The sequence below is a fragment of the Ruegeria sp. D7 genome, assembly GCF_056534355.1.
Window position 1 is genome coordinate 93,642 of the sequence record NZ_JBQFPG010000002.1, and the last position, 22,566, is coordinate 116,207.

Here is a 22,566-nt window from a genome sequence, read left to right on the forward strand (position 1 = left end):
AGGGGAAGAAAAAAGACCCCGGCCGAGGCCGGGGTCCATTCATTCATACCGTTGCCGGGGCTTAGCCCTGCAGCGATTTCACCTCAACATCGCCTTCGGCCTGCGCCTTGATCGCCAGCGCGGCGGCATAGCTTGCTGCGGCTGTGGTGTAATAGGGGATCTTGTCATACAGCGCGATCGACCGGATTGATCGGCTGTCTTCCACCGCCTGTGCGCCTTCGGTCGAGTTCATGACCAGCTGCACGCCGCCGTCCTTCATCAGGTCGGTCACATCCGGGCGGCCTTCGTACACTTTGTTGACCACGCCGCACGGCACACTTTCTTCAGTCAGCCAGGCTTGTGTGCCGCGGGTCGCAACAAGCTCAAAGCCTTGCTCAACCAGAACACGCGCTGCTTCGAGCATATCCGGCCCTTTGTCAGCATCCTTGATCGAGATAAACGCACGACCTGCGCTGGGCAGCACCATACCGGCCCCCATTTGTGCTTTAAGGAAAGCGCGCGGGAAGTCGCGATCCCAGCCCATGACCTCTCCGGTCGAACGCATTTCAGGGCCCAGGATGGTGTCAACGCCGGGGAAGCGGGCGAAAGGCAAAACGGCTTCTTTTACCGAGAACCATGGCATGTCGGGGTCGGCCAGCGTCATCTGGTCGGCGATTTTGGTGTCATCGACCGTTTTGTAAGGGGGGCGTTTCGGGAAGTTCGCCAGTTTCTCACCGGCCATTACACGCGCAGCGATAGAGGCAATGGCGCTGTCAGTGGCTTTAGCCACAAAAGGCACGGTGCGGCTGGCACGAGGGTTGACCTCAATCAGGTAAATCTCGTCATCCTTGATGGCGAACTGCACGTTCATCAGGCCGACGACATTCAGCGCCTTGGCCAGCTTGAACGCCTGATCCTTAATCTGTTCGATGATCTCTTTCGACAGCGAATAAGGCGGCAGCGAACAGGCCGAGTCGCCCGAGTGCACGCCGGCCTCTTCGATGTGCTGCATGATGCCTGCAACATGCACGTCGTTACCGTCGCACAGCGCGTCCACGTCCAGTTCGACCGCACCGGCCAGATAGCTGTCCAGAAGAACCGGGCTGTCGCCGGATACCACTACGGCCTCATTGATGTAGCGGCGTAGCTGATCCATATCGCGCACGATTTCCATCGCGCGGCCGCCCAGAACATAGGAGGGGCGGATGACCAGCGGGAAGCCGATATCTTCGGCAATCTCCAGCGCCTTTTCGTCGGTCGAGGCGATGCCGTTCTTGGGCTGCTTCAGGCCCAGTTCATTGACCAGCGCCTGGAAACGCTCACGATCTTCGGCGAGGTCGATCGCGTCGGGCGTGGTACCGAGGATCGGGATACCTTCAGCCTCCAACGCATTGGCCAGTTTCAGCGGGGTCTGCCCGCCAAACTGAACGATCACTCCATGCAGCGTGCCGGCTTCCTGTTCCTTCGTAAGGATTTCCATGACGTGTTCGAAGGTCAGCGGCTCGAAATACAAACGGTCCGAGGTGTCATAGTCCGTTGAGACCGTCTCGGGGTTGCAGTTGACCATGATGGTCTCATATCCGGCTTCGGTCAGCGCGAAACAGGCGTGGCAGCAGCAGTAATCGAACTCGATGCCCTGGCCGATCCGGTTCGGACCACCACCAAGGATGACGACCTTTTTGCGGTCGCTTGGACGTGCCTCGCATTCGACCTCACCCATCATCGGGGCTTCGTAGGTCGAGTACATATAGGGGGTCTGCGCCTCGAACTCAGCCGCACAGGTGTCGATGCGTTTGAAGACGGCGTTCACACCCAGATTGCGGCGGGCGCGGCGGACGTTGTCTTCGTCACGGCCGGTCAGATTGCCCAGACGCGCGTCGGTGAATCCAAGCATTTTCAGTTTGCGGATACCGTCCTCGGTAACCGGCAGACCATCTTTGCGCACCTGACGCTCGGCCTCGATGATCTCGCGAATGCGGGCCAGGAACCACGGGTCGAACTTGGTGACGCCGAAAATCTCATCGTCGGTCAGGCCGTGACGCATGGCCTGCGCGATTGTGCGCAGACGATCGGGGGTCTGCTGGCTGATCGCCTTGATCACGGCGGCCTTGTCGTCGGCTTCTTCCCAGACTCCGACGTTCAGACCGGGGATTTCGATCTCATCAAAGCCTGTCAGACCCGACTCCATCGAGGCCAGAGCCTTTTGCATCGATTCGTGAATGGTGCGGCCGATGGACATGGCCTCACCCACCGACTTCATCGCGGTGGTCAGGTAGGGTTCGGAACCGGGGAATTTCTCAAAGGCAAATTTCGGGATCTTGGTGACAACATAGTCGATGGTCGGCTCGAACGAGGCCGGGGTGACCTTGGTGATGTCATTGTCTAGCTCGTCCAGCGTGTACCCAACGGCCAGTTTTGCGGCGATCTTGGCAATCGGGAAACCGGTCGCCTTCGAGGCCAGCGCAGAAGAGCGGGACACACGCGGGTTCATCTCGATCACGACCATACGACCATCAACCGGGTTGATCGCCCACTGCACATTTGACCCGCCGGTTTCCACGCCGATCTCGCGTAGCACCGCAATCGAGTGATTGCGCATGATCTGGTATTCTTTGTCGGTCAGCGTCAGGGCAGGGGCCACGGTGATCGAGTCACCGGTATGCACGCCCATCGGGTCGACGTTTTCGATGGAACACACGATGATGGCGTTGTCAGCGGTGTCGCGCACCACCTCCATCTCGTATTCTTTCCACCCCAGAAGACTTTCATCGATCAGGATCTGACCGACGGGGGACGCATCCATACCCGAGCGGCAAATATGGATATAATCCTCGCGGTTATATGCGACACCGCCGCCGGTGCCGCCCAGCGTAAAGGCGGGGCGGATGATGGCGGGCAGACCAACTGTTTCGAGGGTTTCAAGCGCCAGTGCCACACCGGCGTCGAGATCTTTCTTGCCGTTCTCATCCTTGGGGGCCGTCACGATCTCGGCTTTGGGGTTTTCGATGCCCAACCTATCCATCGCCTCGCGGAACAGGGCGCGGTCTTCGGCCATTTCGATCGCGTCTCGCTTGGCGCCGATCATCTCGACGTTGAACTTATCCAGCACGCCCATCTCTTCCAGCGCCAGCGAGGTGTTCAGGCCGGTCTGTCCGCCCATAGTGGGCAGTAGGGCATCGGGGCGTTCTTTTTCGATGATCTTGGCGACAACTTCGGGCGTGATCGGCTCGATATAGGTCGCATCGGCTAGCCCCGGGTCGGTCATGATCGTTGCAGGGTTCGAGTTCACCAGAATGACCCGATAGCCTTCCTCGCGCAGCGCCTTACATGCCTGAGCGCCGGAATAGTCGAACTCGCAGGCCTGACCGATAACAATGGGGCCTGCCCCGATGATCATGATCGACTGGATGTCGGTTCTTCTCGGCATGGCTTGGCCCCTTCAATTGTCCGCGAGTCAGGGCACCGCCCCAGCGCCCAAATTGTCCTGCGTTATAGGGACCGCGCGAAAAGGTGCAAGAGGTATCGGAAACGGGTTTGAAATTGCCGCTTTCCCCTCTTTCCCTTGGCGCGCTATTCTCTATACCGCGCAGCACGGCAAATGAGGATGCAATTGCGTATTCGTTTCGATCAAGGACCAGCTGGGCGCGGAACCCGGTTTGAGCGTCCGTCCCGGATTATCCGCGCGGATAACGCGGCGGAGGTGCCCCAGGCTCTGGCGGCGCTGGATCAGGCGCGCGCGGATGGGGCCTGGCTGGCAGGATACGCAAGTTATGAGCTGGGCTACGTGCTGGAACCACGTCTGGCAGACCGGCTGCCAGAAGGACGACGCCTGCCACTACTGTGTTTCGGTGTGTTTGACGCACCGGATCGCGTTGGACTGCCAAAGGCGTCGGGCAGTGTCACTGCGTTTCAGCCCCGCTGGGACGAGGCGCGATATACGCAGGCCTTTCGTACAGTGCATGAGGCGATTGGTGCGGGTGACATTTATCAGGCAAATCTGACCTTCCCAATTGATCTCGATGTAACCGGAGACAGCGTTGCGCTTTATGCGGCGCTTGCGGCTGGTCAACCCGTCGGCCACGGCGCCTTGGTTGAGCAGGAGGGGCTGCCTGATCTGCTGAGCCGCTCGCCCGAACTGTTTTTCCGAACCGACGCCGAGGGCCGGATCGAAACGCGCCCGATGAAGGGAACTCAACCGCGCAGCGAGGACCCAGTCGAAGACGAGCGTCGACGCGCTTTCCTGTCTTCGGATGAAAAGAACCGGGCCGAAAATCTGATGATCGTCGATCTGCTGCGCAACGATATTAGCCGGGTCGCGCTGGCCGGATCGGTGAAAGTACCCGAGCTGTTCAAGGTTGAGACCTATGCGACTGTCCATCAGATGGTCTCGCTTGTGCAGGCGCAGTTACACCTTGGCGTAGGCCTTTCTGATATTCTGACCGCCTTGTTCCCGTGCGGATCAATCACCGGAGCGCCAAAGATTCGCGCGATGGAGATCCTGTCCGAACTGGAACCTTGGCCTCGCGATGTTTACTGCGGAACCATCGGTTGGGCGGCCCCGGACGGTCGGTCGGAATTCAACGTGGCCATCCGGACCCTCATGGTTGAAGGCGGCAAGGCGACCCTTAACGTAGGCGGCGGGCTGGTCTGGGACAGCACCGCGCCATCGGAATATGAGGAGGCGCTATGGAAAGCCCGCTTCGCCCACCAACTGAGCCTGATTTCCGTCTGATCGAAACTTTGGCCTACAGGCCGGGGCAGGGGTTCGTCAGGCTTGATCGTCATTTGGCCCGCATGGCGCGCACAGCACAGAAGTTCGGCATTGATTTTGACCGAACCGCCGCTTGGACGATTTTGGATGCGAGTTTGGGTGAGATTGCATTGCGCTGCCGTTTGACCTTGGACGCGGATGGTAAATTTGAACTGACGTCCGGAGAATTGGCTGCCAATCCGTCCGTCTGGCGTGTGGATTTGGCCAAACAGAGACTATCATCATCGGATATCTGGCTGGGTTACAAAACGACCCGACGGGCCGTCTATGACATGGCGCGGGCGGGCTTGCCGCTAAGAGTTGATGAGCTTTTGTTTTTGAACGAACGGGATGAGCTTTGCGAGGGCACTATCACGAACCTGTTCCTGACCATGCCCGACGGCAGACGACTGACGCCTTCACTGCGATGCGGATTGCTTCCCGGGGTTTTGCGCGAGGAATTGTTGGATAATAAAGAAGTTACCGAATCCGTTCTGACCTTGACCGATCTAAAAAACGCGCAATCTATCCACTGTGGAAATTCCCTTCGGGGGCTGATCCGTGCGGAGCTTGTGGCACCTTGAGCAAAAATACCGAATGGGTGGAGACCCCTGTTACCAACTCACGCCTCAGGATTGAGTTTGTGCTCTTTTTTGTGGCGGTTCCCATAGCCATCGCGACATTGTTCCCGCCAAACTGGATGTTCCCCTCGCTTTTTGCGTTTACCGGACTGGGCATACTGCTGCTGCAGGATACGCCCGGTTTTTCCTGGGCGGAGCTTCGGTATGGCTGGCGAAACTGGTCGTGGACCGAAGTCTTTGCATTTACCCTGTTCATGGCTGCCTTCTGTTCCGCCCTGGTGCTGTGGGCGCGACCGGATGCAGCCTTTGTTTTGCTGCTGCATCGGCCAGAGATGTTGATATTCATCTGTATCGGCTACCCGTTGTTGTCCGCTCTGCCACAAGAGCTGCTTTTCCGCTCTCTCTTTTTCCGACGCTATCACGCGATCCTACCTGAAGGGCGGGCCGCATACCTTTTGAACGCTGGCCTGTTTTCGCTTGCGCACCTCATGTACTGGAGCTGGGTAGTAGCCATCATGACTTTCGTCGGAGGCCTCCTGTTCACCTGGGCCTACCGCAAGCGCGGATCATTCTTTTATGCAGTTCTTCTGCACGCAATTGCCGGTAATATTATCTTTGCGGCAGGGCTGGGCGTCTATTTCTACTCGGGCAACGTGCAAAGGCCGTTTTGACGGCGCGACCCGCCTTGACTTTCCAAGCCTGACGGGGTGTATCGGCGCGACGAATTCTGCGCCCGAAGGGATATGATCCATGCACGCCTATCGCAGCCACACCTGCGCCGCTCTGACCGCCGCCAATGTCGGTGAAACCGTCCGCCTGTCCGGTTGGGTGCATCGTGTCCGAGATCACGGCGGCGTACTGTTCATCGACCTGCGCGACCATTTCGGTGTGACCCAGGTTTTGTGCGACGGCGATAGTGCGGCATTTGCTGAACTGGAAAAGGTACGGTCCGAGTGGTGCATCCGCATCGACGGCACTGTCAAAGCCCGCGACGCTGATCTCATTAACCCGAAATTGCCGACAGGCGAGATCGAGGTTTATGTGCGTGAGCTGGAGGTTCTTGGTGCTGCCGACGAATTGCCGTTGATGGTGTTCGGCGATCAGGAATACCCCGAGGAAACACGTCTGCGCTATCGCTACCTCGACCTAAGACGCGAGGCGATGCAGCAAAACATGACCCTTCGCTCGGACGTTGTCGCATCTATGCGCCGCCGGATGTGGGATCAGGGATTCCGTGAATATCAGACACCGATCATTACCGCATCGTCGCCCGAAGGCGCACGCGACTTTCTGGTCCCCTCGCGACTACATCCGGGCCAGTTCTACGCCCTACCGCAGGCCCCGCAGCAATTCAAACAGCTGATCATGGTGTCGGGCTTCGACAAATATTTCCAGATTGCACCCTGCTTCCGCGATGAAGACCCGCGTGCAGACCGATCGCCCACCGATTTCTATCAACTCGATCTAGAGATGTCGTTTGTCGAGCAGCAGGATGTGTTCGACACCATCCAGCCCGTGCTGACTGGTGTGTTCGAAGAGTTCGGGGGCGGGCGCAAGGTCGATCAGGAGTGGCCGCAGATTTCCTACAAGGACTCAGCCCTATGGTACGGCACCGACAAGCCTGACCTGCGGAACCCCATTAAGATGCAAGTGGTCTCTGACCACTTCCGCGGTTCTGGCTTCGCGATTTTCGCGAAGCTGTTGGAGCAGGAAGGCACCGAAATCCGCGCTATCCCAGCGCCGAGCGGTGGCAGCCGCAAATTCTGTGACCGTATGAACGCATTTGCCCAGAAAGAAGGTCTGCCCGGTATGGGTTACATTTTCTGGCGTGATCAGGGCGAGGGTATGGAGGCCGCAGGTCCACTGGCCAAGAACATCGGCCCCGAACGAACCGAGGCGATCCGTCAGCAATTGGGTCTGGGCGTCGGTGATGCCGCGTTCTTCCTGGGTGGTAAGCCAAAAGCCTTTGAAAAGGTGGCCGGAAAGGCCCGTGACGTGATCGGAGATGAACTGAATCTCACCGAGAAAGACCGCTTTGCCTTTGCCTGGATCGTCGATTTCCCGATCTACGAGCAGGACGAAGAAACCGGTGCGATTGATTTCGAACACAACCCCTTCTCGATGCCGCAGGGCGGGATGGAAGCTTTGCAGGGCAACCCTCTGGACGTACGCGGGTACCAATATGATCTGGCCTGTAACGGCTACGAATTGGTTTCGGGTGCCATCCGGAACCACAAACCCGAGATCATGCTGAAAGCCTTTGAACTGGCGGGCTATGGTGAAGACGAAGTGAAGTCCCGCTTTGGCGCACTGTTCAATGCCTTCCACTACGGCGCCCCGCCGCACGGCGGCTGTGCCGCAGGTATCGACCGGATCGTGATGCTGCTGGCGGATGAGGCCAACATCCGCGAGGTCATGATGTTCCCGATGAACCAGCGCGCCGAAGACCTGATGATGGATGCGCCATCCGATCCGACCTCGGATCAGTTGATGGAACTGGGTCTCAGGATCATCCCGCAAGACTAAATCTAGCCGCCCGCCCTGAGCGGGCGGTTTACGTTTGGGGCAGTGCAATACAATCGGTGTATTCGCCGCGCCACGCAAATCGGAGTTGCGTGGTGGTCTCAAAACAAGCTCAACTCAATCCAGTGGATTTGCGGCATCCCGACGATTGCGGATGCTCCTGGCCGTCTGTCGTGTCAGGCGGTAGACCCAGATGCAAAGGATCGATGCGGTAATAAAGTACGCGGTCAGCATCTCAGATCGCCTCTTGCCGCTCGAGCCGATCCTGAACCAGACCCGCAATCCGTGCAGCCTGGGCGGTGACCGGTGTCCCCTGCGCACGAGATTGGGCAAGGTCCCGGGCTGCTTCGGCAAGCACAGTATCTTCGGCGTCTCGCGCAACGCTTTGCAGGAATTGTACCGCATAATCCAACGTGCGCTGATCAGTGGGGCCGGTAAGCACGTCGGCTATATGGGCCATGTCGTCCCGATAGGCCAGCGGATCGGGCTGAACGATATTATCCCTGACGGAATCCAGACCTCCTGGGCGGCGATCTTCGGGCAGAAGTTCAAGTATGGAGGTCTGGAAATAAGCGACCGAGGTCAGGGGTTTGGCCAGAAACCCATCTGCACCTGCGCGTCTGGCGATAACCTGCATGCTGTCATCGCCAGACAGCCCGAGAATGACACCGATGCGGGGTACAGCGTGGGTCATTTCGGCTATCAGGTCAGCGCCGGACCCGTCAGGAAGACCCATATCGACGATCAGGACCGAGGGACGATAGATTTGCAGATGGCGCCGCGCTGATTTCAGACAATCCGCACGACGGATACGCGCACCGCTATGCAAGCACATCAATCGTATTGCATCGCATGCATAGCGGCTGTCTTCGACCACAAGGATTGTTTGGCCCAGCAGCGGTCGCATCTTGGTGGCCAGCGCTGGAGAGGCGAAAGGTCCCGAATCGTCCATGGCAGAACTCCTGTTTAGCAGATGCCTCACGCTAGGAACTTCTGGCTAATACAGGGTTAACGACGATTTGGCGCACTTGTCCTTTGGGTATACTGCCCCCATAACCGCTGCAACGCAGAAGGAAGGAGAGTCCCATGATTGGTCGCCTGAACCACGTAGCCATTGCTGTTCCCGACCTGGAGGCCGCATCGTCCCAGTATCGCAATGCGCTTGGCGCTAAAGTCGGCGCTCCACAGGATGAGCCGGATCATGGGGTCACCGTGGTCTTTATTGAACTACCCAACACCAAGATCGAATTGCTGTATCCGCTGGGTGAGAACAGCCCGATCAACGGGTTTCTGGAAAAGAACCCATCAGGCGGCATCCACCATGTCTGCTATGAGGTCGAGGATATCATCGCAGCCCGCGATCATCTGAAAGAGACCGGTGCGCGCGTTCTGGGATCGGGTGAACCCAAGATCGGAGCGCATGGCAAACCGGTGTTGTTCCTGCACCCGAAGGATTTCAACGGATGCCTCGTTGAGCTGGAGCAGGTCTGAAGTCGATGACCATTACCGCCGCTCTGGTTCTTTTCGCTGTAATTTGGTTTCTGACCTTGCTGATTGTTCTGCCTGTGCGCATCAAAACGCAGGGGGATCTTGGGGATATTGTTCCGGGCACTCATGCGGGTGCGCCGGAAGTCCATCACATGAAGAAGAAGCTGTGGATTACCACCGGGATATCGGTGGTGCTGTGGGCGATCATTGCAGGCATCATTATCTCCGGCGTAATCAGCGTGCGCGATTTCGATTGGCTGAACCAACTGGAGCCGCGCGAGTAGCTCAGGTTCGGCTACCCGACAGACCGTGATAAATGTGTGTGAAGGTCGCCGCTCCTAGGATCGGGATCAACAGGTTGACCAATGGCACAGAGAGCGGGACCGCCATAAGAATACCGGCGACCCAAATGGTTGTCGCGTGCTTCGCGCGCAGCTTTCGCGCCCCCTCGCGCCCCAGTCGGCGCATCGCAGCCAGGGTGAAATATTCTCTCCCCAGAAGAAACCCGTTCATACCCCAAAAGATAAACAACGCGAATGGCGTGAAGAGTGCATAGAGGATCAATGCCAACAGGTTGGCAACAATCAGTACACCCAGAAAACTGAGCGTATCCCTTAGCGCATCGCCAAAGGGGATGCGCTGAGCCGGCGGCAGACCGGGGTAATGCTTATCCTCAACCGCCTGTGCGACCTCATCCAGAAACATCGAGGTGATGGCTGACGCAACGGGGACCATCAGAAACACCGACAGCACCATCATCAGCAGGAATGATGACACGCTGAGCAGGTCGTTCAACCATGTCACCTCACCCAGTATTGGCAAGGTGGCCTGATCGCCGACCAGCGCGTTGATCAGCCACAAAAATCCGGCATAGGCAGCCACCAACAACGCGAATGTCAGGCCAACACCCAACAGAAGTACCTTGCGGAATCTTGGGTCGCCGATCTGTCCCAGCGCCTGTAGAAACGACTGGATGATGATCATTCGGAAACCCATTGGGTTAGTGCCTCCACATTGGGGCGCGGTCGTTCGGGAGGGGTCGTACCTTCGGTTGCGATATGGATAAAGCCTGCAATCTTCTCGTTTTCGGCCAAGCCAAGCCCCTGTTCGCAAAACTCGCGATCATGCGATTGCCAGCCGGACAACCAATTGGCCCCCCAACCTGCGGCCAGCGCTGCGTTCAGCAGAGCCAGACATACCGCACCCGCTGAATAGGTCTGTTCAATTGCCGGTATCTTGTCAGAAGGTTTCTGCACCTCAATAACAGCAACCGCCAAATGGCCCATTTCGAATTGGCTGCGCGCCTTGGCGATATCTTCGGGCGATTTTCCCAAGGTGAGACCACAAGTTTCTGTAAGATCTGCAAGGCGTTGCATGGCCCCATGCTCGACAACAACAAAACGCCAGGGTTCCAGCTTTCCATGGTCCGGGCTGCGCGCTGCAGCAGTCAGCAGCGGCCTCAGCTCTTCCCGGGTCGGGGCCGGGGCTACCAGTGTTTTGGCCGGACGAGACCGGCGCGCGTGCAGAAAATCCAGCGCAGCTTGGTTCTTCAGGGTCATATGTTAACTTCCTTCACATGGCAGTCTGTATGTCGGAGGCATACTGTTCTCTTTCAAGGGCAAACTGCTCATCAAAAGGCGACAAATTCAATCTGAATTGCTGCTTGTGATCAGACGCAAGATCCAAAAGGAACCATTAGTCTTTGGTGCTCTCGGACTCACGTATCTGATAAACGCCCTCGGGCAAATCCAGCGCAGCGGCCAGATCGCGTACCTGCTCTGGTGACAGGGTAATCTTCTGAATCTGATCGGTCCGCGGGTCCAACTGCTCAAGTGTGACGCATTCAGCGAAGTTGTTGATGACGACATCCTCTTGCAAAGGCTTTGCGCCTTCGTCCACCAGCGTAATCACCGTCGAGTCGAATTCGTGTTCAATTGAAAACATATGTGCAGAGTGCAGGGCATAAGATCGCAATGCAACCCGTTGCAAGCTGTAATCGGCTGTGGCCCGGCCTTAAATGCCGCGCTATGCTTGTCTGCCGACAGAGTGACCGAAAGGAATGTGAATGCGCCGTCTTGCCCTGTTGCTGGTGATGCTGTTGGCGGCTTGCGATATGTCGCCTGTTATCGCGATCCCGGCCGATCAATGGCGGCCATCGTCATCAGAACAAAAGGACAGGGCGCGCGTATTCGAGCAGGTCAGCCGGGCTGTCGGAACGACCGCAAGCCGGGAATGCCGCCGCCAATCGAGGACTGCCAATTGTGATTTCGTGATTTTGGTTGATCTTTCGTCAAAGGCCCCAGCGAATGCGTTTCAGACCTTGGACAAGGATGGGCGGCCGCTAGTCGTTTTTACACAGCCGATGATCGATGCAACGCAGAACGCGGACGAGATGGCCTTTGTCATGAGCCATGAGGCCGCCCACCATATATTGGGTCACATCGCCCGGCAGGCGCAGAACGCCAAAGAAAGCGCGCGGATATTCGGTGAACTCGCGCGCAATCAGGGCGCGGACGATGCAGGTATTGAGCGCGCACAGGCGCTGGGTGCTGAGGTCGGGGTGCAGAACTACACGCGTGAGTTCGAATTGGAAGCGGATCGTCTGGGGACACAGATCACTTACGCGGCGGGGTATAACCCGCTGGCCGGGATGGCTTTCTTCCAACGCATTCCTGATCCGGGTGATCGTTTCCTTGCCACGCACCCTCCCAATGCCCAGCGGGTCGAAGTTGTGTTGCAAACGGCTCGGGAACTGGGATTACGGTAATGGTCAACTTAACCCGATTGGGTGTCGTTCTCAGTGATCGCGGGTCGAAATATGCTGTGACCGGCGCGGGGGTCACCAGTCGTGCTGATGTCGATGCGGTACTGGCGGAACTGAAATCCGACAAGGCATATGCGAAGGCAACTCACAACACTTGGGCGGCCATCTTGCCAAACGGTGCGCTCAAGGCTGATGACGGAGAGTCTGGCGCGGCAATGGTCATTTTGCGGATGATGGAGCGGGCTGAGCTGACGGATCACGTAATCATCGTGACACGCTGGTACGGTGGCAAGAAGCTGGGCGGGGACCGCTTTCGCCGCGTGCAGGACGCCACGCGGGCCTATCTGGACCAGCTGGCAACCGGGCATTGACCTGAGTCAAGGGCACTGTGCGGGGCATGCGTTACTCTTTCCATAGAGTGACTGGAAAAGGAAACCGCATGTCTGATCGTGAAACGCTGCGACGTCACGCCGACCTTGTAGATCGGATGGCCACGACGCTGGGCGTAGATTTGCAAGAAGTTGCCATCAAAGGGGCCTTACAGTTCGACGAAATCTCGGACGCGGTATTGCGGTGCACGGAATGCCCGAATCCGGGCCATTGCAAGGCGTTTCTGGCCAAGAACCTGACAGCGCCCGACACACCTGAATACTGCCGCAATCACGAGCTGCTGAACAGGCTCAAGCCGTAACGCCAAAGGGGGGGGGTACCGTGCCACGACTTGGACGGATCATGACCCATCTTCGTCTTGTATTGCGAATGGCACAGGCGACGGGAACCGACCTTGCCACCGCACATCGCGACGGGCACCTGAGCCAACAGGAATGGGCAGATATGGTTCAGCTCTGCCGCGGGTGCGAATGGGCGCGGGCATGCCCAGACTGGTTGAACGAGAACGAAACGCCGAAAGCGCGCCCTGCACCTGCCCAAACCGGCACAGGTTCGCCACCTTGAGGGTCAGCAAGCAAAGGTGATCAAATGGATCGAACATCTCTGGGCGAGATCGAAAAACACTTTTGGCTGACACGCTCGGTCGCGCGATCCTTAGGGATTTCTCTGACCGAAGCAATGGCCGAAGGGAAACTGACACCTGCCGACTACGCTCAGCTGGTGACCCGATGCCGGGGCGCAATATGCGACGAACGTTGTCAGATATGGCTTGCCGCACAACAAGGATTGGCTGGGGAAGCGCCTGATTTTTGTGCCAATGCTCAGGTTTTTAACGACTTGACCTGACCTTCAGAGCTTATTGTGCGTTCCGTCGCATAACGGCGGGTTGGCGCAATGCTTGCAGCCACAGAAGAAGACCTTCTTGCTGGCATCAGCAGTATATTTTACGGGTTCAAACGACGTATCTTTGTGCGAACCATCGCAAAACGGTTGCCGCTTGGATTTGCCACAGGCGCACCAGAAATAGGTTTTTCCTTCGGTCACTTCGACCGGATAGGGCGATTTCTGGGCGATGATCGGGGCGTCTGACATGTGGCTACTCCGTCTTTGGCTGATGTCGAAGTCAAAGTTTAGGGCTCTTTGTCAAAAAAGGTAGACTGCGAATGAAAACCCGCCTTCCAGCGTGGTTTCGCCTTTATTCACGAATGCGTTATCGATTCGGTTGCCATATGAAATTCTTGGTCCTATTCTGATACCGGCCCCGAAAAACTGGGCAATATCAGAAAAGTAATAGAGGATTGATGGACATGAAACTGAAATTTGCTGCTATCTGCGCCACGGCCGTTGTATTGACTGCGTGCTCGCAGCAAGAGGAACCGACCCCGGTTTACATCCAGCCCGACTATGACAAGTTTGGTACACCCAGTTGCTCGGCAGGCTATGAACTGGCCACAACCGAAGCAGGCCAGACCGTATGTAACCCGGTCACCCAATAAGTATTAAGCAGGCGGTTCTGATCGCAGGGCCGCCTGCACACCTCTAAAAAGAACACCGCCCTCGAGGCGGTTTTTTCTTGCCTTTCTGCTGTGGGTCGCGGACGTCTTCTTGAAGGACGACTGATCGGAAACCCCATGCGCAAATTCTTTGACCACCTAAAGGATCGTACCCGCTGGAGCTGGCAGGGCCTGGCTGCAACCTGGCGGCAAGAGTATTCGTTTCGTGGGTGGGTTTGGGCCAACCTGATTTCGGCTTTATTGGCGCTTGCACTCCCTCTAGGTACGGCAGAACGGGCGCTGATCCTTGCTTTGGGCATTCTGGTCTTGGTGGCCGAGTTATTTAATACGGCCATCGAGCGTGCCGTCGATCACACCTCGACCGAGCACCACGCGTTGGCGGGGCAAGCCAAGGATGCAGCAAGTGCAGCGGTGGCGTTGTCTGCAGTCGCTGCCGGAGTGGCGTGGATCGTGATTTTGATCGGCTTGCTCTAGAGACAGACGCCTTTCGTTACGCCGAGGGGTGCAAACGCCCCCACAAGTCGTATTCTCCGGCTTCATCTACCTCGACTGTGACGATATCACCGGGTTTCAGGCCTTCGAAGCCTTCGTCGATAAACAAGTTGCCGTCGATTTCTGGAGCATCGGCCTTAGTGCGGCAGGTCGCGGCCTCTTCATCCACCTCGTCTACGATGACATCGAGTTTTTGGCCAACCTTTGCTGCCAGCTTGGCCTCAGAAATGGCCTGAGCTTTCTCCATGAAACGCTCCCATCGCTCTTGCTTGACCTCGACCGGGACGTGATCCGGCATGTCGTTCGAGCGGGCGCCATCGACATTTTCGTACTGGAAACAGCCGACACGATCCAACTGCGCTTCGTCCATCCAGTCCAGGAGCGTCTGGAACTCTGCCTCGGTTTCGCCGGGGTAGCCGACGATGAACGTGGACCGCAAAGTGATATCCGGACAAATAGCGCGCCAGTTGGCAATCTCGTCCAGAGTTTTTGCCCCGGCGGCAGGGCGGGCCATACGTTTCAGAACATCGGGATGCGCATGTTGGAATGGAATGTCGAGATACGGCAGCACATTGCTACCCGCATCTGCCATCAGCGGGATCAAATCGCGCACATGGGGGTAGGGATAGACGTAATGAAGCCTGACCCACGCATCGAATTGGCCGAGTTCCCGTGCCAGATCGGTGATATGGCTGCGCACCTCCCGATCTTTCCATGGGTTCACGTCATACTTACGATCCAGCCCATAGGCCGAGGTATCCTGTGAGATCACAAGCAGTTCGCGCACACCGCTGTCGACAAGTTTCTCAGCCTCGCGCAGCACTGCATGGGCCGGGCGGCTTGCGAGTTTACCGCGCATGTCGGGGATGATGCAAAACTTGCACTTATGATTACAGCCCTCGGAAATCTTGAGATAGCTATAGTGGCGCGGGGTAAGTTTGACGCCCGAAGCGGGCAGCAGATCGACATAAGGGTTTGGATCGGGTGGTACGGCTGCATGTACTGCGTCCAGCACTCGTTCGTACTGATGCGGTCCTGTAACCGCCAGAATGCGCGGATGGTGTTCCCGGATATAGTCAGGCTCAGCCCCCAAACAGCCGGTCACAATGACCTTGCCGTTTTCAACCAATGCCTCGCCAATTGCGTCCAGCGACTCGGCCTTGGCGCTGTCCAGAAACCCGCAGGTATTCACAATAACGGCATCAGCACCCGTGTAGTCCGGCGAAATGCCGTACCCCTCGGCCCGCAACCGGGTCAGGATGCGTTCGCTGTCAACCAGCGCTTTTGGACAACCCAGCGACACCATTCCAAGGGTCGGTTGGCCACGGCGGGGCGTCTCGGCGATCCGGGCCTCTGGGGCTAGATCGGGGCGGAGGTTCGGTGGGTTCGTGCTCATGGCCGGGCATATAGAGGGGAAAGCTTCCCCTTGCAAATCCCGCCCGCTCGGGGCTGACTTGAAACAGAGCAGAAAGGCCGGAAAGGCAGACCCATGAAGTGGCTCATTCGTTTTCTATTTCTCATAGTTGCAGCCTTCGGGCTGATCATTGGTGCCTTGCTGCTGATGCCGGGCGAAAAACTGGCGACAATACTCGCTGAACAAGTCAAGGCGCAAACAGGCCGCGATCTCGAGTTGACCGGTGACGTCAAACTGTCATTTTGGCCGGTATTGGGGATGGAAACCGGCCCTGTGACATTTGGCAATGCGCCTTGGGCCGGGCCGGAACCGATGCTTCGTGCCCAAAGCCTCGCGGTTGGGGTCGATGCCTCGGCGTTGTTGTCTGGGAATATCCGGATCAAACGGGTGTTGGCCGATAGCCCGGTTCTACGCCTTGAACGCGCCGATGGGCGCGGCAACTGGGAGCTGCATCAGCCAGGTAACTCCTCGCAAACGGGCGCTACGGCGCAAGCCGTTGAAAGCCGACCCATCACGCTCGAGCGGTTGGAACTGACCAATGCGCGACTAATCTATCTTGAGAATGGCGCGGTTAGTATGGATTTTGCCGATGTCGATCTTTCGGCCCGCTGGCCTGACCTAACGGCCCCTATGGAAATGCAAGCCAGTATATCCGTCCCCGGAGGCAGCGTCGCAGTGGACCTTACCATCCCCGACTTGCCCGCATTTTCCAGCGGCGCTGTCACGCCGTTGCAGCTGAGCCTAACCGCGCCTGGCGGAGATATTCAGTTCTCGGGCCGGGTGAATCTGGCCGGCGAAATGGATGGCAAGACGACGGTCACGGCCAAGGACACCCAAAGGATGCTGGCCGCGTTTGATCAGGGAGGAGTCACCGTGCCCGAGGGACTAGGACAGGTCGCGAGCGTATCCGGGCAGATGACCTATACCCGGGACGGGCGGATTTCATTGCGCAACATGATCGCGGTTCTGGATCAAAACCGGCTTGAGGGCGAAGCTGACATCCAGATTTCAAATCCGCCCCAGATGACTGCGCGTCTGAACGCGGGCGATCTCGACTTATCGAAGGTAAGCGGAGGCAACGCTTCTGACGGCACCTTAGATACGGAAGGGTGGTCAAAAGCCCCAATTGATGCGTCGTTTCTGGCGCTGGCAAATGGCAAGATCCGCTTGCAAGCCACCTCGATTGCGGTTCCGGGTATGACCTTTGGGAAAAGTGATCTCACACTCAGCCTTGATCGGTCGCGGGCTGTATTGCAGATGCACCCGGCCTCGCTGTTCTCGGGGCAACTGAATGGCCAGGTGGTCGCCAATAATCGCAACGGTCTGTCGGTTGGTGGAAATCTGAAAGCCGCCAATATCGATATCAACGAAGCGCTCGAAACGCTTGCGGATATCAAACGGCTTTCGGGCACCGGTTCAGGCAATCTTGAATTTCTGGGCGTCGGACAGAGCGAAGATCAGATCATGCGATCGCTCAGCGGCAACGGAGATATCGAGGTCGGGCGGGGCGTTATCTCGGGGCTGGATCTTGACCGCCTTATGGGGCGGGGAAAGGGATCGGGTGGTACGACCGTATTCAACAGCCTTACGGCCAGCTTTACGATGAAGAATGGCGACTTGACCAACAAGGACCTGTTGATGCAGCTGGATAATTTCCGGGCGGACGGTACGGGCCGCATTGGCTTAGGAGCTCGCGATATCGATTATCTGTTCACACCGGTCGCCCTGCGCGCCAACTCAGGGCAGGGGATATCGGTACCCGTCCGAATTAAAGGTCCGTGGAGCGACCCGTCGATCAAGCCGGACCTTACCAAAGTCATTGAGGCGGCAGCCGAAGGCAAAGTTAAAGAACTGGAAGACGACGCAAAGAAGAAGGTTTTGGAAAAGGTTGGTAAGGAATTGGATACCACGGTGACGGATTCCGATCACATCGAAGACGCGCTGAAGAACAAGCTTGAGGATGAGGCCAAGAAAGGCCTGCTCAAGCTGTTTGGCGGGGATTGATCTAAGCGCGATAACAAAGGGCGCCGAAATGGGTGCCCTTCATAGTGTCATTTAGATTGTCTGATCGTATTCGCCCACGCCGGGTTCAGTTCGAATGACGGCGTCGATATCTGCGAAGATCGCGCGCATTTCATCCTCGCTTTCGCTGCTTTCGCAGACGACCACCAGATTGGGTGTATTGGATGACGCGCGGACGAGTCCCCAACTGCCATTGTCCAGAATGACCCGGGCTCCATTGACGGTCACGACCTCTTTGATAGCCCGCCCCGCAAAGCGTTCGCCCGCATCGGCTTTGGCGACCAGTCTTTCGACCAAGCGCTGCAGGATTTCGTATTTCTCAGTATCCGCTGCGTAAGGAGACATGGTGGGTGTTGACCACGTCTTGGGCAGCGCCTTGCGCAGGTCCGACATGCTTTGATCCGGGTTACGGTCCATCAGTTTGCAGATTTCCACCGCCACGCGCATTCCGCAGTCGTATCCGCGCCCGACCGGTTCGGCCAAGAAATAGTGTCCCGATTTCTCAAACCCAGCCAGCGCACCGATTTCCTTGACGCGGCGCTTCATATGGCTATGGCCGGTTTTCCAGTAGTCGGCTTTGACCCCAAGCGCTTGCAACTCGGGATCGCTGGCGAACAGCCCAGTGGATTTCACATCGGCTACAAAGGTCGAACCTGGATGCAGCTTGGCCAGATCACGGGCCATGATGACGCCGACCTTATCGGCAAATATCTCTTCGCCTTCGTCATCCACAACACCGCAACGATCGCCATCCCCATCAAACCCTAGCGCCAGGTCCGCGCCGCTGGATTTGACTGTGTCGGCCATGTCATGCAGCATTTCCATGGCTTCCGGGTTCGGATTGTAATTGGGGAAGGTGTAATCCAGCCGTGTATGGCTGGGCACAACCTCAACCCCGATCCTTTCGAAAATCTCGGGCGCGAAGGCGGCGGCGGTGCCGTTTCCGGTGGCGCAGACCACTTTCAGCGGACGTGACATTCTGAAATCACCGACCAGATCGTCGATATAGGCTTCTTTCACACCGTCGACGAATTCATATGACCCGCCCGGGCGCGCGACGCCTTCCCCATTCAAGACGATGTCGCGCAGTTCCGACATTTCGTCAGGGCCGTGGGTCAGTGGGCGGTCAAAGCCCATTTTGACGCCGGTCCAACCGTTCGGGTTATGGCTTGCCGTGACCATCGCAACCGCCGGTACGTCCAGATGGAATTGCGCGAAATACGCCATCGGGCTGAGCGCTGGGCCGATATCTTTCACCTGAATACCCGCCTGCATAAGTCCAACGATCAGAGCGTTTTTGATCGACAGGGAATAATCGCGATAGTCATTTCCCACTGCAATCACGGGTTCGATCCCGCGTCTGAGCATCTGTGTGCCCAGACCCAAACCCAGGGCCGTCATGCCTGGCAGATTGATCTCATCGGGGTATTTCCACCGTGCGTCATATTCGCGAAAGCCCGTGGGCTTGATCATCGGATCGCGTAGAAAGCTCCAGGTGTTTGGGGTCACCTCAGGCAAAGGCTTGGTCATCACAAATCTCAATCGTTAAATCTGAATTGGGTTTTCTTTGGCCAGCGCATCAAATCGCATCAATGTGTCAACCAGATGGCCCATTTGATCCAGAGGGATCATGTTCGGCCCATCTGAGGGGGCGGTGTCGGGATCCTGATGGGTTTCTATGAAAACGGCTCCGACGCCCAGAGATACAGCGGCGCGCGCCATCACTGGCGCAAACTCACGCTGTCCACCCGAGGAACCACCTTGGCCGCCGGGCTGTTGCACCGAGTGGGTCGCGTCCATGACGACCGGATATCCGGTTTGCGCCATCTGCGGCAGCGATCGCATGTCCGCGACCAGCGTATTGTAGCCAAACGAAGTTCCACGCTCGGTCAGCAGGATGTTCTGATTGCCAGTGCTTTCGATCTTTGTGACGATATTCGGCATTTCCCACGGGGCAAGAAACTGCCCTTTTTTTACGTTGACCGCTTTGCCGGTATTGCCCGCCGCCAGCAGCATGTCCGTCTGACGACACAGAAACGCAGGGATTTGCAGAATATCGACGGCCTCAGCCGCAATCGCGCATTGCACTTCGGTATGGACATCGGTCAGTACCGGTATGCCCATGGTCTTGCGGATATCTTCCAGCACCTGCAGCCCGGAATCAATGCCCATGCCGCGCTTGCCGGACAGCGAGGTCCGGTTGGCTTTGTCATACGAAGCCTTGAATACATACTGCGCCCCGGCGGCGTCACATGCTTCTTTCATAGTGCCTGCGATCATCTGGGCGTGATCGGCGGTTTCAAGCTGGCAAGGGCCGGCAATGATGGTCAGCGGAAGGTCGTTGCCAACCGTCAGGTCGGCTATTTTTACATGTTTCATGAGTCTTACGAGGATACCTGTTCACGAAGGACCGACGCGGTAAGCGAGATCATCAGGTAGATACCAGCAAATAACAGGAATGCCAAAATCGTATTTTCGAACTTGCGCGGATAGCTAGGCTCCTGGCTGGCGACCGGGTTCACCGAGACGGTCAGATACCGCACTTTTCGATTGGCCTCGGTCCGCGTAGCTTCCATTTGCTGCATTGCCGTTTGCAGCATCATGTCACGCGCCGCCAGATCGGCCTGAGCCATCTGGATTCGCACGCTCAAACGCGCCAGCGAATTTTCGCCCGCTGACACATCCAGCATCTCGGCATTCAACTCATCAAGGACCGCTTGCAGCCGCGCGATATCTGCCCGTGTACCATCCACCTTGGCCTGGTTGGGGCGCGTATTATCGAGAAGCGCGGCCAATTGTAGTTCTTTGTCCTGCAGCTCGAATTCGAACTGATCGATCCTTCCTCGCAGGCTGGCGATCACACTTTGCGGGTCCAGTATCGCACCTTGTAGCTGCAGTTCGATCAGGTCTTCCTGAGCCTGTCTGCGTGCCTCTTGCGCAGCCTCAAAACTCGCCAAGGCATCGCGCATCTGGTCTTCGCGTTTCAATTCAGTCAGACCATTGATGGTCTCTTCCGCGTAAGAGATAAGCCGCCTGGACAAATCGACCGCTATCTCGGGGCTCGGCGCTGCGACCTCCATTCGGATGACGCCGTCACTAGGATCATATCCGATTGTGATCATACGCTTATAAAGCTTGTAGGTTTCTTCAAGCGTCGCATCAGCCGGCAATCGTTGGATCGGGTCTATCCAATCCTGCCGAAAAAACTCAGTAAATCCGACATCACGCTCAAGCCGTTCCAATGCATCCTTGGATTCCAGAAATTCCTGAGTGGACACGGAATCCTGCGCCGTCGCAAACTGCGTGCCCGCCAGAAATCCACCGAACGAGGCACCGCCGCCATCCGCTTGCAAGATCGAAAACACCGAGTCGCTGGCATACATCGGCGTCGCCACGCGATAGAAATAGTAGCCCACGATAAACGTTGGAATGAATACGAACACCGTCAATCGTGCGAATAGCCCGGCAAGCTTGCGGCGGCGGCGGCGGGCGATGTCTTTCTGGATCTGCCCGATTTCATATTCACGACGTTCGGCCGGGCTGAGTTCGGGTCCTGGCAGGTTCTTCTGCGAGTCCCTGGTCGTTTGCGGCAGGTGAATCTTTATATTGTCTTGCGCGGCGTCATCACCAGTTGGCTTACCTTGGTCAGGAGCTGCCAGATCAAGCAGGTTTGTGCGCTGAAACGGATCAATTCCTTTCTTTCGTAACAGCCGGACCGCATCGTAGTCTGACGTCGCCGCCAGCCCGTTCTTGTGCGCCAAACGCCGCGCGACGCGCAATTGCCGCCCTGTCAGACCTTCGCGTTTGATCGCATCCAACTCGTTGCCCGGTTGCTGAGTGTCGTCAGCCGAGTCTGTGCCTTGGGTCGCCTTTCGGATGCGCGAAATGGCGTCCGAGCGTGCCTCAGCAGTGCCAGAACCGCGTGCCGTGCGGTCGGGATTGTATTTCCTAGCCTTGGGTTTGGTAGTCATAGAGCTGCTTTGCCTCTTCCAAGGTTTCAAACATGTAAAGCTGGCCGTCTACCAAAACCGCAGCCTGCCGCGCGAATTTTTCAAGAAGCGAAGGGTTGTGCGATACGATCACCAAAGTCGTTGTCCGCAGCTTCTCTTTCAGAATGTCGCCCGCCTTCTTGTTGAACTCGACATCGGTTGTCGAGGGCATCCCCTCATCGATCAGATACATATCGAAATCCAGGGCCAGCATCAGTGCAAATGTAAACCGGGCCCGCATTCCGGACGAATAGGTTCCGAGCGGCTGGTCGAAATACTCACCCAAGTTGCACAGCCATTTGCAGTAGGCTTCGACATAGTCGGGATCCATGCCGTAGATCTTCGCGATATAGCGTGCGTTCTCCAGCGCGGACAGGCGCTTGGCCACACCTCCTGCAAAGCCCATGGGGAAGGATACGCGGCAGTCGCGCCGAATCACGCCTTCGTCGGGCTTTTCCAGCCCTGCCATCATGTTGATCAACGTGGTCTTGCCGGTTCCGTTCGGGGCCAGCACGCCAAGAGATGTTCCAAGCTCGACCCGGAACGAGACCCGATCCAGAATCACCTTGCGGCGGGTTCCGGTCCAGAAAGACTTGCTGACATTTTCGAATTCCAGCATGTGCGGCCTGCAGATCGCTCGGGGTTTTGACGGTTTGAGGA

General features: G+C 57.3%; 25 protein-coding genes. 14 read left to right on the forward strand and 11 right to left on the reverse strand.

Going from position 1 to position 22,566, the window contains the following annotated elements:
* Positions 1-61: 61 nt before the first annotated feature.
* On the reverse strand, positions 62-3,406 hold the full coding sequence (carB, locus tag ACRZ9U_RS03360; RefSeq protein WP_170401770.1) for a carbamoyl-phosphate synthase large subunit: 3,345 nt from the start codon (positions 3,404-3,406) through the stop codon (positions 62-64).
* Between the two features lie 177 nt (positions 3,407-3,583).
* Between carB and ACRZ9U_RS03365 the strand changes: the two genes are divergently transcribed.
* From ACRZ9U_RS03365 to aspS, 4 genes are all read left to right on the forward strand, one after another.
* Positions 3,584-4,711 (forward strand): aminodeoxychorismate synthase component I, encoded by a 1,128-nt coding sequence (locus ACRZ9U_RS03365; protein WP_170401766.1) that lies wholly within the window; start codon positions 3,584-3,586, stop codon positions 4,709-4,711.
* Positions 4,666-5,313, forward strand: a complete 648-nt coding sequence (locus tag ACRZ9U_RS03370) for an aminotransferase class IV family protein (RefSeq protein WP_170392351.1) — start codon at positions 4,666-4,668, stop codon at positions 5,311-5,313. The genes ACRZ9U_RS03365 and ACRZ9U_RS03370 overlap by 46 nt, the downstream gene beginning before the upstream one ends.
* Entirely contained in the window at positions 5,310-5,981 is a 672-nt protein-coding gene (locus ACRZ9U_RS03375; protein WP_170392349.1) for a type II CAAX endopeptidase family protein, read from the forward strand. Before ACRZ9U_RS03370 ends, ACRZ9U_RS03375 begins: the two co-directional genes overlap by 4 nt.
* Positions 5,982-6,060: 79 nt before the next feature.
* A complete protein-coding gene (aspS, locus tag ACRZ9U_RS03380; RefSeq protein WP_170401763.1) occupies positions 6,061-7,836 on the forward strand; it encodes an aspartate--tRNA ligase in 1,776 nt (591 codons plus the stop codon).
* 232 nt (positions 7,837-8,068) lie between these two features.
* On the opposite strand, the gene ACRZ9U_RS03385 is transcribed toward aspS, so the two are convergent.
* Positions 8,069-8,785, reverse strand: a complete 717-nt coding sequence (locus ACRZ9U_RS03385; RefSeq protein ID WP_170401760.1) for a response regulator — start codon at positions 8,783-8,785, stop codon at positions 8,069-8,071.
* 134 nt (positions 8,786-8,919) lie between these two features.
* Here ACRZ9U_RS03385 and mce point away from each other — a divergent pair, with 134 nt between their 5' ends.
* Positions 8,920-9,324 (forward strand): methylmalonyl-CoA epimerase, encoded by a 405-nt coding sequence (gene mce, locus ACRZ9U_RS03390; protein ID WP_170401757.1) that lies wholly within the window; start codon positions 8,920-8,922, stop codon positions 9,322-9,324.
* 5 nt (positions 9,325-9,329) lie between these two features.
* Positions 9,330-9,605: a DUF1467 family protein gene (locus tag ACRZ9U_RS03395; protein ID WP_170392343.1), complete on the forward strand. Its 276-nt coding sequence runs from the start codon at positions 9,330-9,332 to the stop codon at positions 9,603-9,605.
* 1 nt (position 9,606) lies between these two features.
* On the opposite strand, the gene ACRZ9U_RS03400 is transcribed toward ACRZ9U_RS03395, so the two are convergent.
* The 3 genes from ACRZ9U_RS03400 to ACRZ9U_RS03410 all read right to left on the reverse strand — a co-directional run bounded on the left by ACRZ9U_RS03400 (position 9,607) and on the right by ACRZ9U_RS03410 (position 11,265).
* Positions 9,607-10,305 carry an EI24 domain-containing protein gene (locus ACRZ9U_RS03400; protein ID WP_170401754.1) on the reverse strand — a complete coding sequence of 233 codons (699 nt, stop codon included), beginning with the start codon at positions 10,303-10,305 and terminating at the stop codon, positions 9,607-9,609.
* The gene (locus ACRZ9U_RS03405; protein WP_170401751.1) at positions 10,302-10,880 is read right to left on the reverse strand and encodes a nitroreductase family protein; all 579 of its coding nucleotides are present in this window, start codon (positions 10,878-10,880) and stop codon (positions 10,302-10,304) included. The genes ACRZ9U_RS03400 and ACRZ9U_RS03405 overlap by 4 nt, the downstream gene beginning before the upstream one ends.
* Positions 10,881-11,016: 136 nt before the next feature.
* Positions 11,017-11,265 carry a hypothetical protein gene (locus tag ACRZ9U_RS03410; protein ID WP_170392337.1) on the reverse strand — a complete coding sequence of 83 codons (249 nt, stop codon included), beginning with the start codon at positions 11,263-11,265 and terminating at the stop codon, positions 11,017-11,019.
* 121 nt (positions 11,266-11,386) lie between these two features.
* Between ACRZ9U_RS03410 and ACRZ9U_RS03415 the strand changes: the two genes are divergently transcribed.
* From ACRZ9U_RS03415 to ACRZ9U_RS03435, 5 genes are all read left to right on the forward strand, one after another.
* The gene (locus tag ACRZ9U_RS03415; protein ID WP_170401748.1) at positions 11,387-12,088 is read left to right on the forward strand and encodes a M48 family metallopeptidase; all 702 of its coding nucleotides are present in this window, start codon (positions 11,387-11,389) and stop codon (positions 12,086-12,088) included.
* Entirely contained in the window at positions 12,088-12,456 is a 369-nt protein-coding gene (locus ACRZ9U_RS03420) for a YigZ family protein (RefSeq protein WP_170392333.1), read from the forward strand. Before ACRZ9U_RS03415 ends, ACRZ9U_RS03420 begins: the two co-directional genes overlap by 1 nt.
* A 68-nt stretch (positions 12,457-12,524) precedes the next feature.
* Entirely contained in the window at positions 12,525-12,776 is a 252-nt protein-coding gene (locus tag ACRZ9U_RS03425; protein WP_170401746.1) for a DUF6455 family protein, read from the forward strand.
* Positions 12,777-12,796: 20 nt separating this feature from the next.
* Positions 12,797-13,039 carry a DUF6455 family protein gene (locus ACRZ9U_RS03430; RefSeq protein WP_480901302.1) on the forward strand — a complete coding sequence of 81 codons (243 nt, stop codon included), beginning with the start codon at positions 12,797-12,799 and terminating at the stop codon, positions 13,037-13,039.
* Between the two features lie 24 nt (positions 13,040-13,063).
* Positions 13,064-13,321: a DUF6455 family protein gene (locus ACRZ9U_RS03435; protein WP_170401741.1), complete on the forward strand. Its 258-nt coding sequence runs from the start codon at positions 13,064-13,066 to the stop codon at positions 13,319-13,321.
* 3 nt (positions 13,322-13,324) lie between these two features.
* Here ACRZ9U_RS03435 and ACRZ9U_RS03440 read toward each other — a convergent pair whose 3' ends face one another.
* Complete coding sequence (locus ACRZ9U_RS03440) at positions 13,325-13,567, reverse strand: CDGSH iron-sulfur domain-containing protein (protein ID WP_170401738.1); 243 nt, start codon at positions 13,565-13,567, stop codon at positions 13,325-13,327.
* Positions 13,568-13,782: 215 nt separating this feature from the next.
* Between ACRZ9U_RS03440 and ACRZ9U_RS03445 the strand changes: the two genes are divergently transcribed.
* Together ACRZ9U_RS03445 and ACRZ9U_RS03450 are read left to right on the forward strand one after the other, a co-directional pair.
* Positions 13,783-13,971, forward strand: coding sequence for a hypothetical protein (locus tag ACRZ9U_RS03445; protein WP_255611743.1), 189 nt, complete (start codon positions 13,783-13,785; stop codon positions 13,969-13,971).
* 135 nt (positions 13,972-14,106) lie between these two features.
* Entirely contained in the window at positions 14,107-14,463 is a 357-nt protein-coding gene (locus ACRZ9U_RS03450; protein WP_170401735.1) for a diacylglycerol kinase, read from the forward strand.
* Between the two features lie 16 nt (positions 14,464-14,479).
* On the opposite strand, the gene rimO is transcribed toward ACRZ9U_RS03450, so the two are convergent.
* Positions 14,480-15,877 (reverse strand): 30S ribosomal protein S12 methylthiotransferase RimO, encoded by a 1,398-nt coding sequence (rimO, locus tag ACRZ9U_RS03455; protein ID WP_170401732.1) that lies wholly within the window; start codon positions 15,875-15,877, stop codon positions 14,480-14,482.
* A 93-nt stretch (positions 15,878-15,970) separates the two neighbouring features.
* Between rimO and ACRZ9U_RS03460 the strand changes: the two genes are divergently transcribed.
* The gene (locus tag ACRZ9U_RS03460; RefSeq protein ID WP_170401729.1) at positions 15,971-17,899 is read left to right on the forward strand and encodes an AsmA family protein; all 1,929 of its coding nucleotides are present in this window, start codon (positions 15,971-15,973) and stop codon (positions 17,897-17,899) included.
* Between the two features lie 51 nt (positions 17,900-17,950).
* On the opposite strand, the gene ACRZ9U_RS03465 is transcribed toward ACRZ9U_RS03460, so the two are convergent.
* Genes ACRZ9U_RS03465 through ACRZ9U_RS03480 form a run of 4 tightly spaced genes read right to left on the reverse strand, consistent with a single transcriptional unit; the run spans position 17,951 to position 22,525 of the window.
* On the reverse strand, positions 17,951-19,447 hold the full coding sequence (locus tag ACRZ9U_RS03465) for a phosphomannomutase/phosphoglucomutase (RefSeq protein WP_170401726.1): 1,497 nt from the start codon (positions 19,445-19,447) through the stop codon (positions 17,951-17,953).
* Between the two features lie 15 nt (positions 19,448-19,462).
* Positions 19,463-20,296 (reverse strand): 3-deoxy-8-phosphooctulonate synthase, encoded by an 834-nt coding sequence (gene kdsA, locus ACRZ9U_RS03470; protein ID WP_170401723.1) that lies wholly within the window; start codon positions 20,294-20,296, stop codon positions 19,463-19,465.
* A gap of 5 nt (positions 20,297-20,301) precedes the next feature.
* Positions 20,302-21,888, reverse strand: a complete 1,587-nt coding sequence (locus ACRZ9U_RS03475) for a capsule biosynthesis protein (protein ID WP_170392313.1) — start codon at positions 21,886-21,888, stop codon at positions 20,302-20,304.
* On the reverse strand, positions 21,866-22,525 hold the full coding sequence (locus ACRZ9U_RS03480) for an ABC transporter ATP-binding protein (RefSeq protein WP_170392311.1): 660 nt from the start codon (positions 22,523-22,525) through the stop codon (positions 21,866-21,868). The genes ACRZ9U_RS03475 and ACRZ9U_RS03480 overlap by 23 nt, the downstream gene beginning before the upstream one ends.
* Between the last annotated feature and the right edge of the window lie 41 nt (positions 22,526-22,566).

Bases quoted from the DNA above. Each gene is read 5' to 3' on its own strand.
- rimO (WP_170401732.1), bottom strand. From the start codon at position 15,877: ATGAGCACGAACCCACCGAACCTCCGCCCCGATCTAGCCCCAGAGGCC.
- mce (WP_170401757.1), top strand. From the start codon at position 8,920: ATGATTGGTCGCCTGAACCACGTAGCCATTGCTGTTCCCGACCTGGAG.
- ACRZ9U_RS03450 (WP_170401735.1), top strand. From the start codon at position 14,107: ATGCGCAAATTCTTTGACCACCTAAAGGATCGTACCCGCTGGAGCTGG.
- ACRZ9U_RS03395 (WP_170392343.1), top strand. From the start codon at position 9,330: ATGACCATTACCGCCGCTCTGGTTCTTTTCGCTGTAATTTGGTTTCTG.
- ACRZ9U_RS03480 (WP_170392311.1), bottom strand. From the start codon at position 22,525: ATGCTGGAATTCGAAAATGTCAGCAAGTCTTTCTGGACCGGAACCCGC.
- ACRZ9U_RS03440 (WP_170401738.1), bottom strand. From the start codon at position 13,567: ATGTCAGACGCCCCGATCATCGCCCAGAAATCGCCCTATCCGGTCGAA.
- ACRZ9U_RS03370 (WP_170392351.1), top strand. From the start codon at position 4,666: ATGGAAAGCCCGCTTCGCCCACCAACTGAGCCTGATTTCCGTCTGATC.
- ACRZ9U_RS03435 (WP_170401741.1), top strand. From the start codon at position 13,064: ATGGATCGAACATCTCTGGGCGAGATCGAAAAACACTTTTGGCTGACA.
- kdsA (WP_170401723.1), bottom strand. From the start codon at position 20,296: ATGAAACATGTAAAAATAGCCGACCTGACGGTTGGCAACGACCTTCCG.
- ACRZ9U_RS03420 (WP_170392333.1), top strand. From the start codon at position 12,088: ATGGTCAACTTAACCCGATTGGGTGTCGTTCTCAGTGATCGCGGGTCG.
- ACRZ9U_RS03405 (WP_170401751.1), bottom strand. From the start codon at position 10,880: ATGACCCTGAAGAACCAAGCTGCGCTGGATTTTCTGCACGCGCGCCGG.
- ACRZ9U_RS03425 (WP_170401746.1), top strand. From the start codon at position 12,525: ATGTCTGATCGTGAAACGCTGCGACGTCACGCCGACCTTGTAGATCGG.
- ACRZ9U_RS03465 (WP_170401726.1), bottom strand. From the start codon at position 19,447: ATGACCAAGCCTTTGCCTGAGGTGACCCCAAACACCTGGAGCTTTCTA.
- ACRZ9U_RS03415 (WP_170401748.1), top strand. From the start codon at position 11,387: ATGCGCCGTCTTGCCCTGTTGCTGGTGATGCTGTTGGCGGCTTGCGAT.
- ACRZ9U_RS03365 (WP_170401766.1), top strand. From the start codon at position 3,584: ATGCAATTGCGTATTCGTTTCGATCAAGGACCAGCTGGGCGCGGAACC.
- aspS (WP_170401763.1), top strand. From the start codon at position 6,061: ATGCACGCCTATCGCAGCCACACCTGCGCCGCTCTGACCGCCGCCAAT.
- ACRZ9U_RS03475 (WP_170392313.1), bottom strand. From the start codon at position 21,888: ATGACTACCAAACCCAAGGCTAGGAAATACAATCCCGACCGCACGGCA.
- ACRZ9U_RS03460 (WP_170401729.1), top strand. From the start codon at position 15,971: ATGAAGTGGCTCATTCGTTTTCTATTTCTCATAGTTGCAGCCTTCGGG.
- ACRZ9U_RS03385 (WP_170401760.1), bottom strand. From the start codon at position 8,785: ATGGACGATTCGGGACCTTTCGCCTCTCCAGCGCTGGCCACCAAGATG.
- carB (WP_170401770.1), bottom strand. From the start codon at position 3,406: ATGCCGAGAAGAACCGACATCCAGTCGATCATGATCATCGGGGCAGGC.
- ACRZ9U_RS03445 (WP_255611743.1), top strand. From the start codon at position 13,783: ATGAAACTGAAATTTGCTGCTATCTGCGCCACGGCCGTTGTATTGACT.
- ACRZ9U_RS03400 (WP_170401754.1), bottom strand. From the start codon at position 10,305: ATGATCATCATCCAGTCGTTTCTACAGGCGCTGGGACAGATCGGCGAC.
- ACRZ9U_RS03410 (WP_170392337.1), bottom strand. From the start codon at position 11,265: ATGTTTTCAATTGAACACGAATTCGACTCGACGGTGATTACGCTGGTG.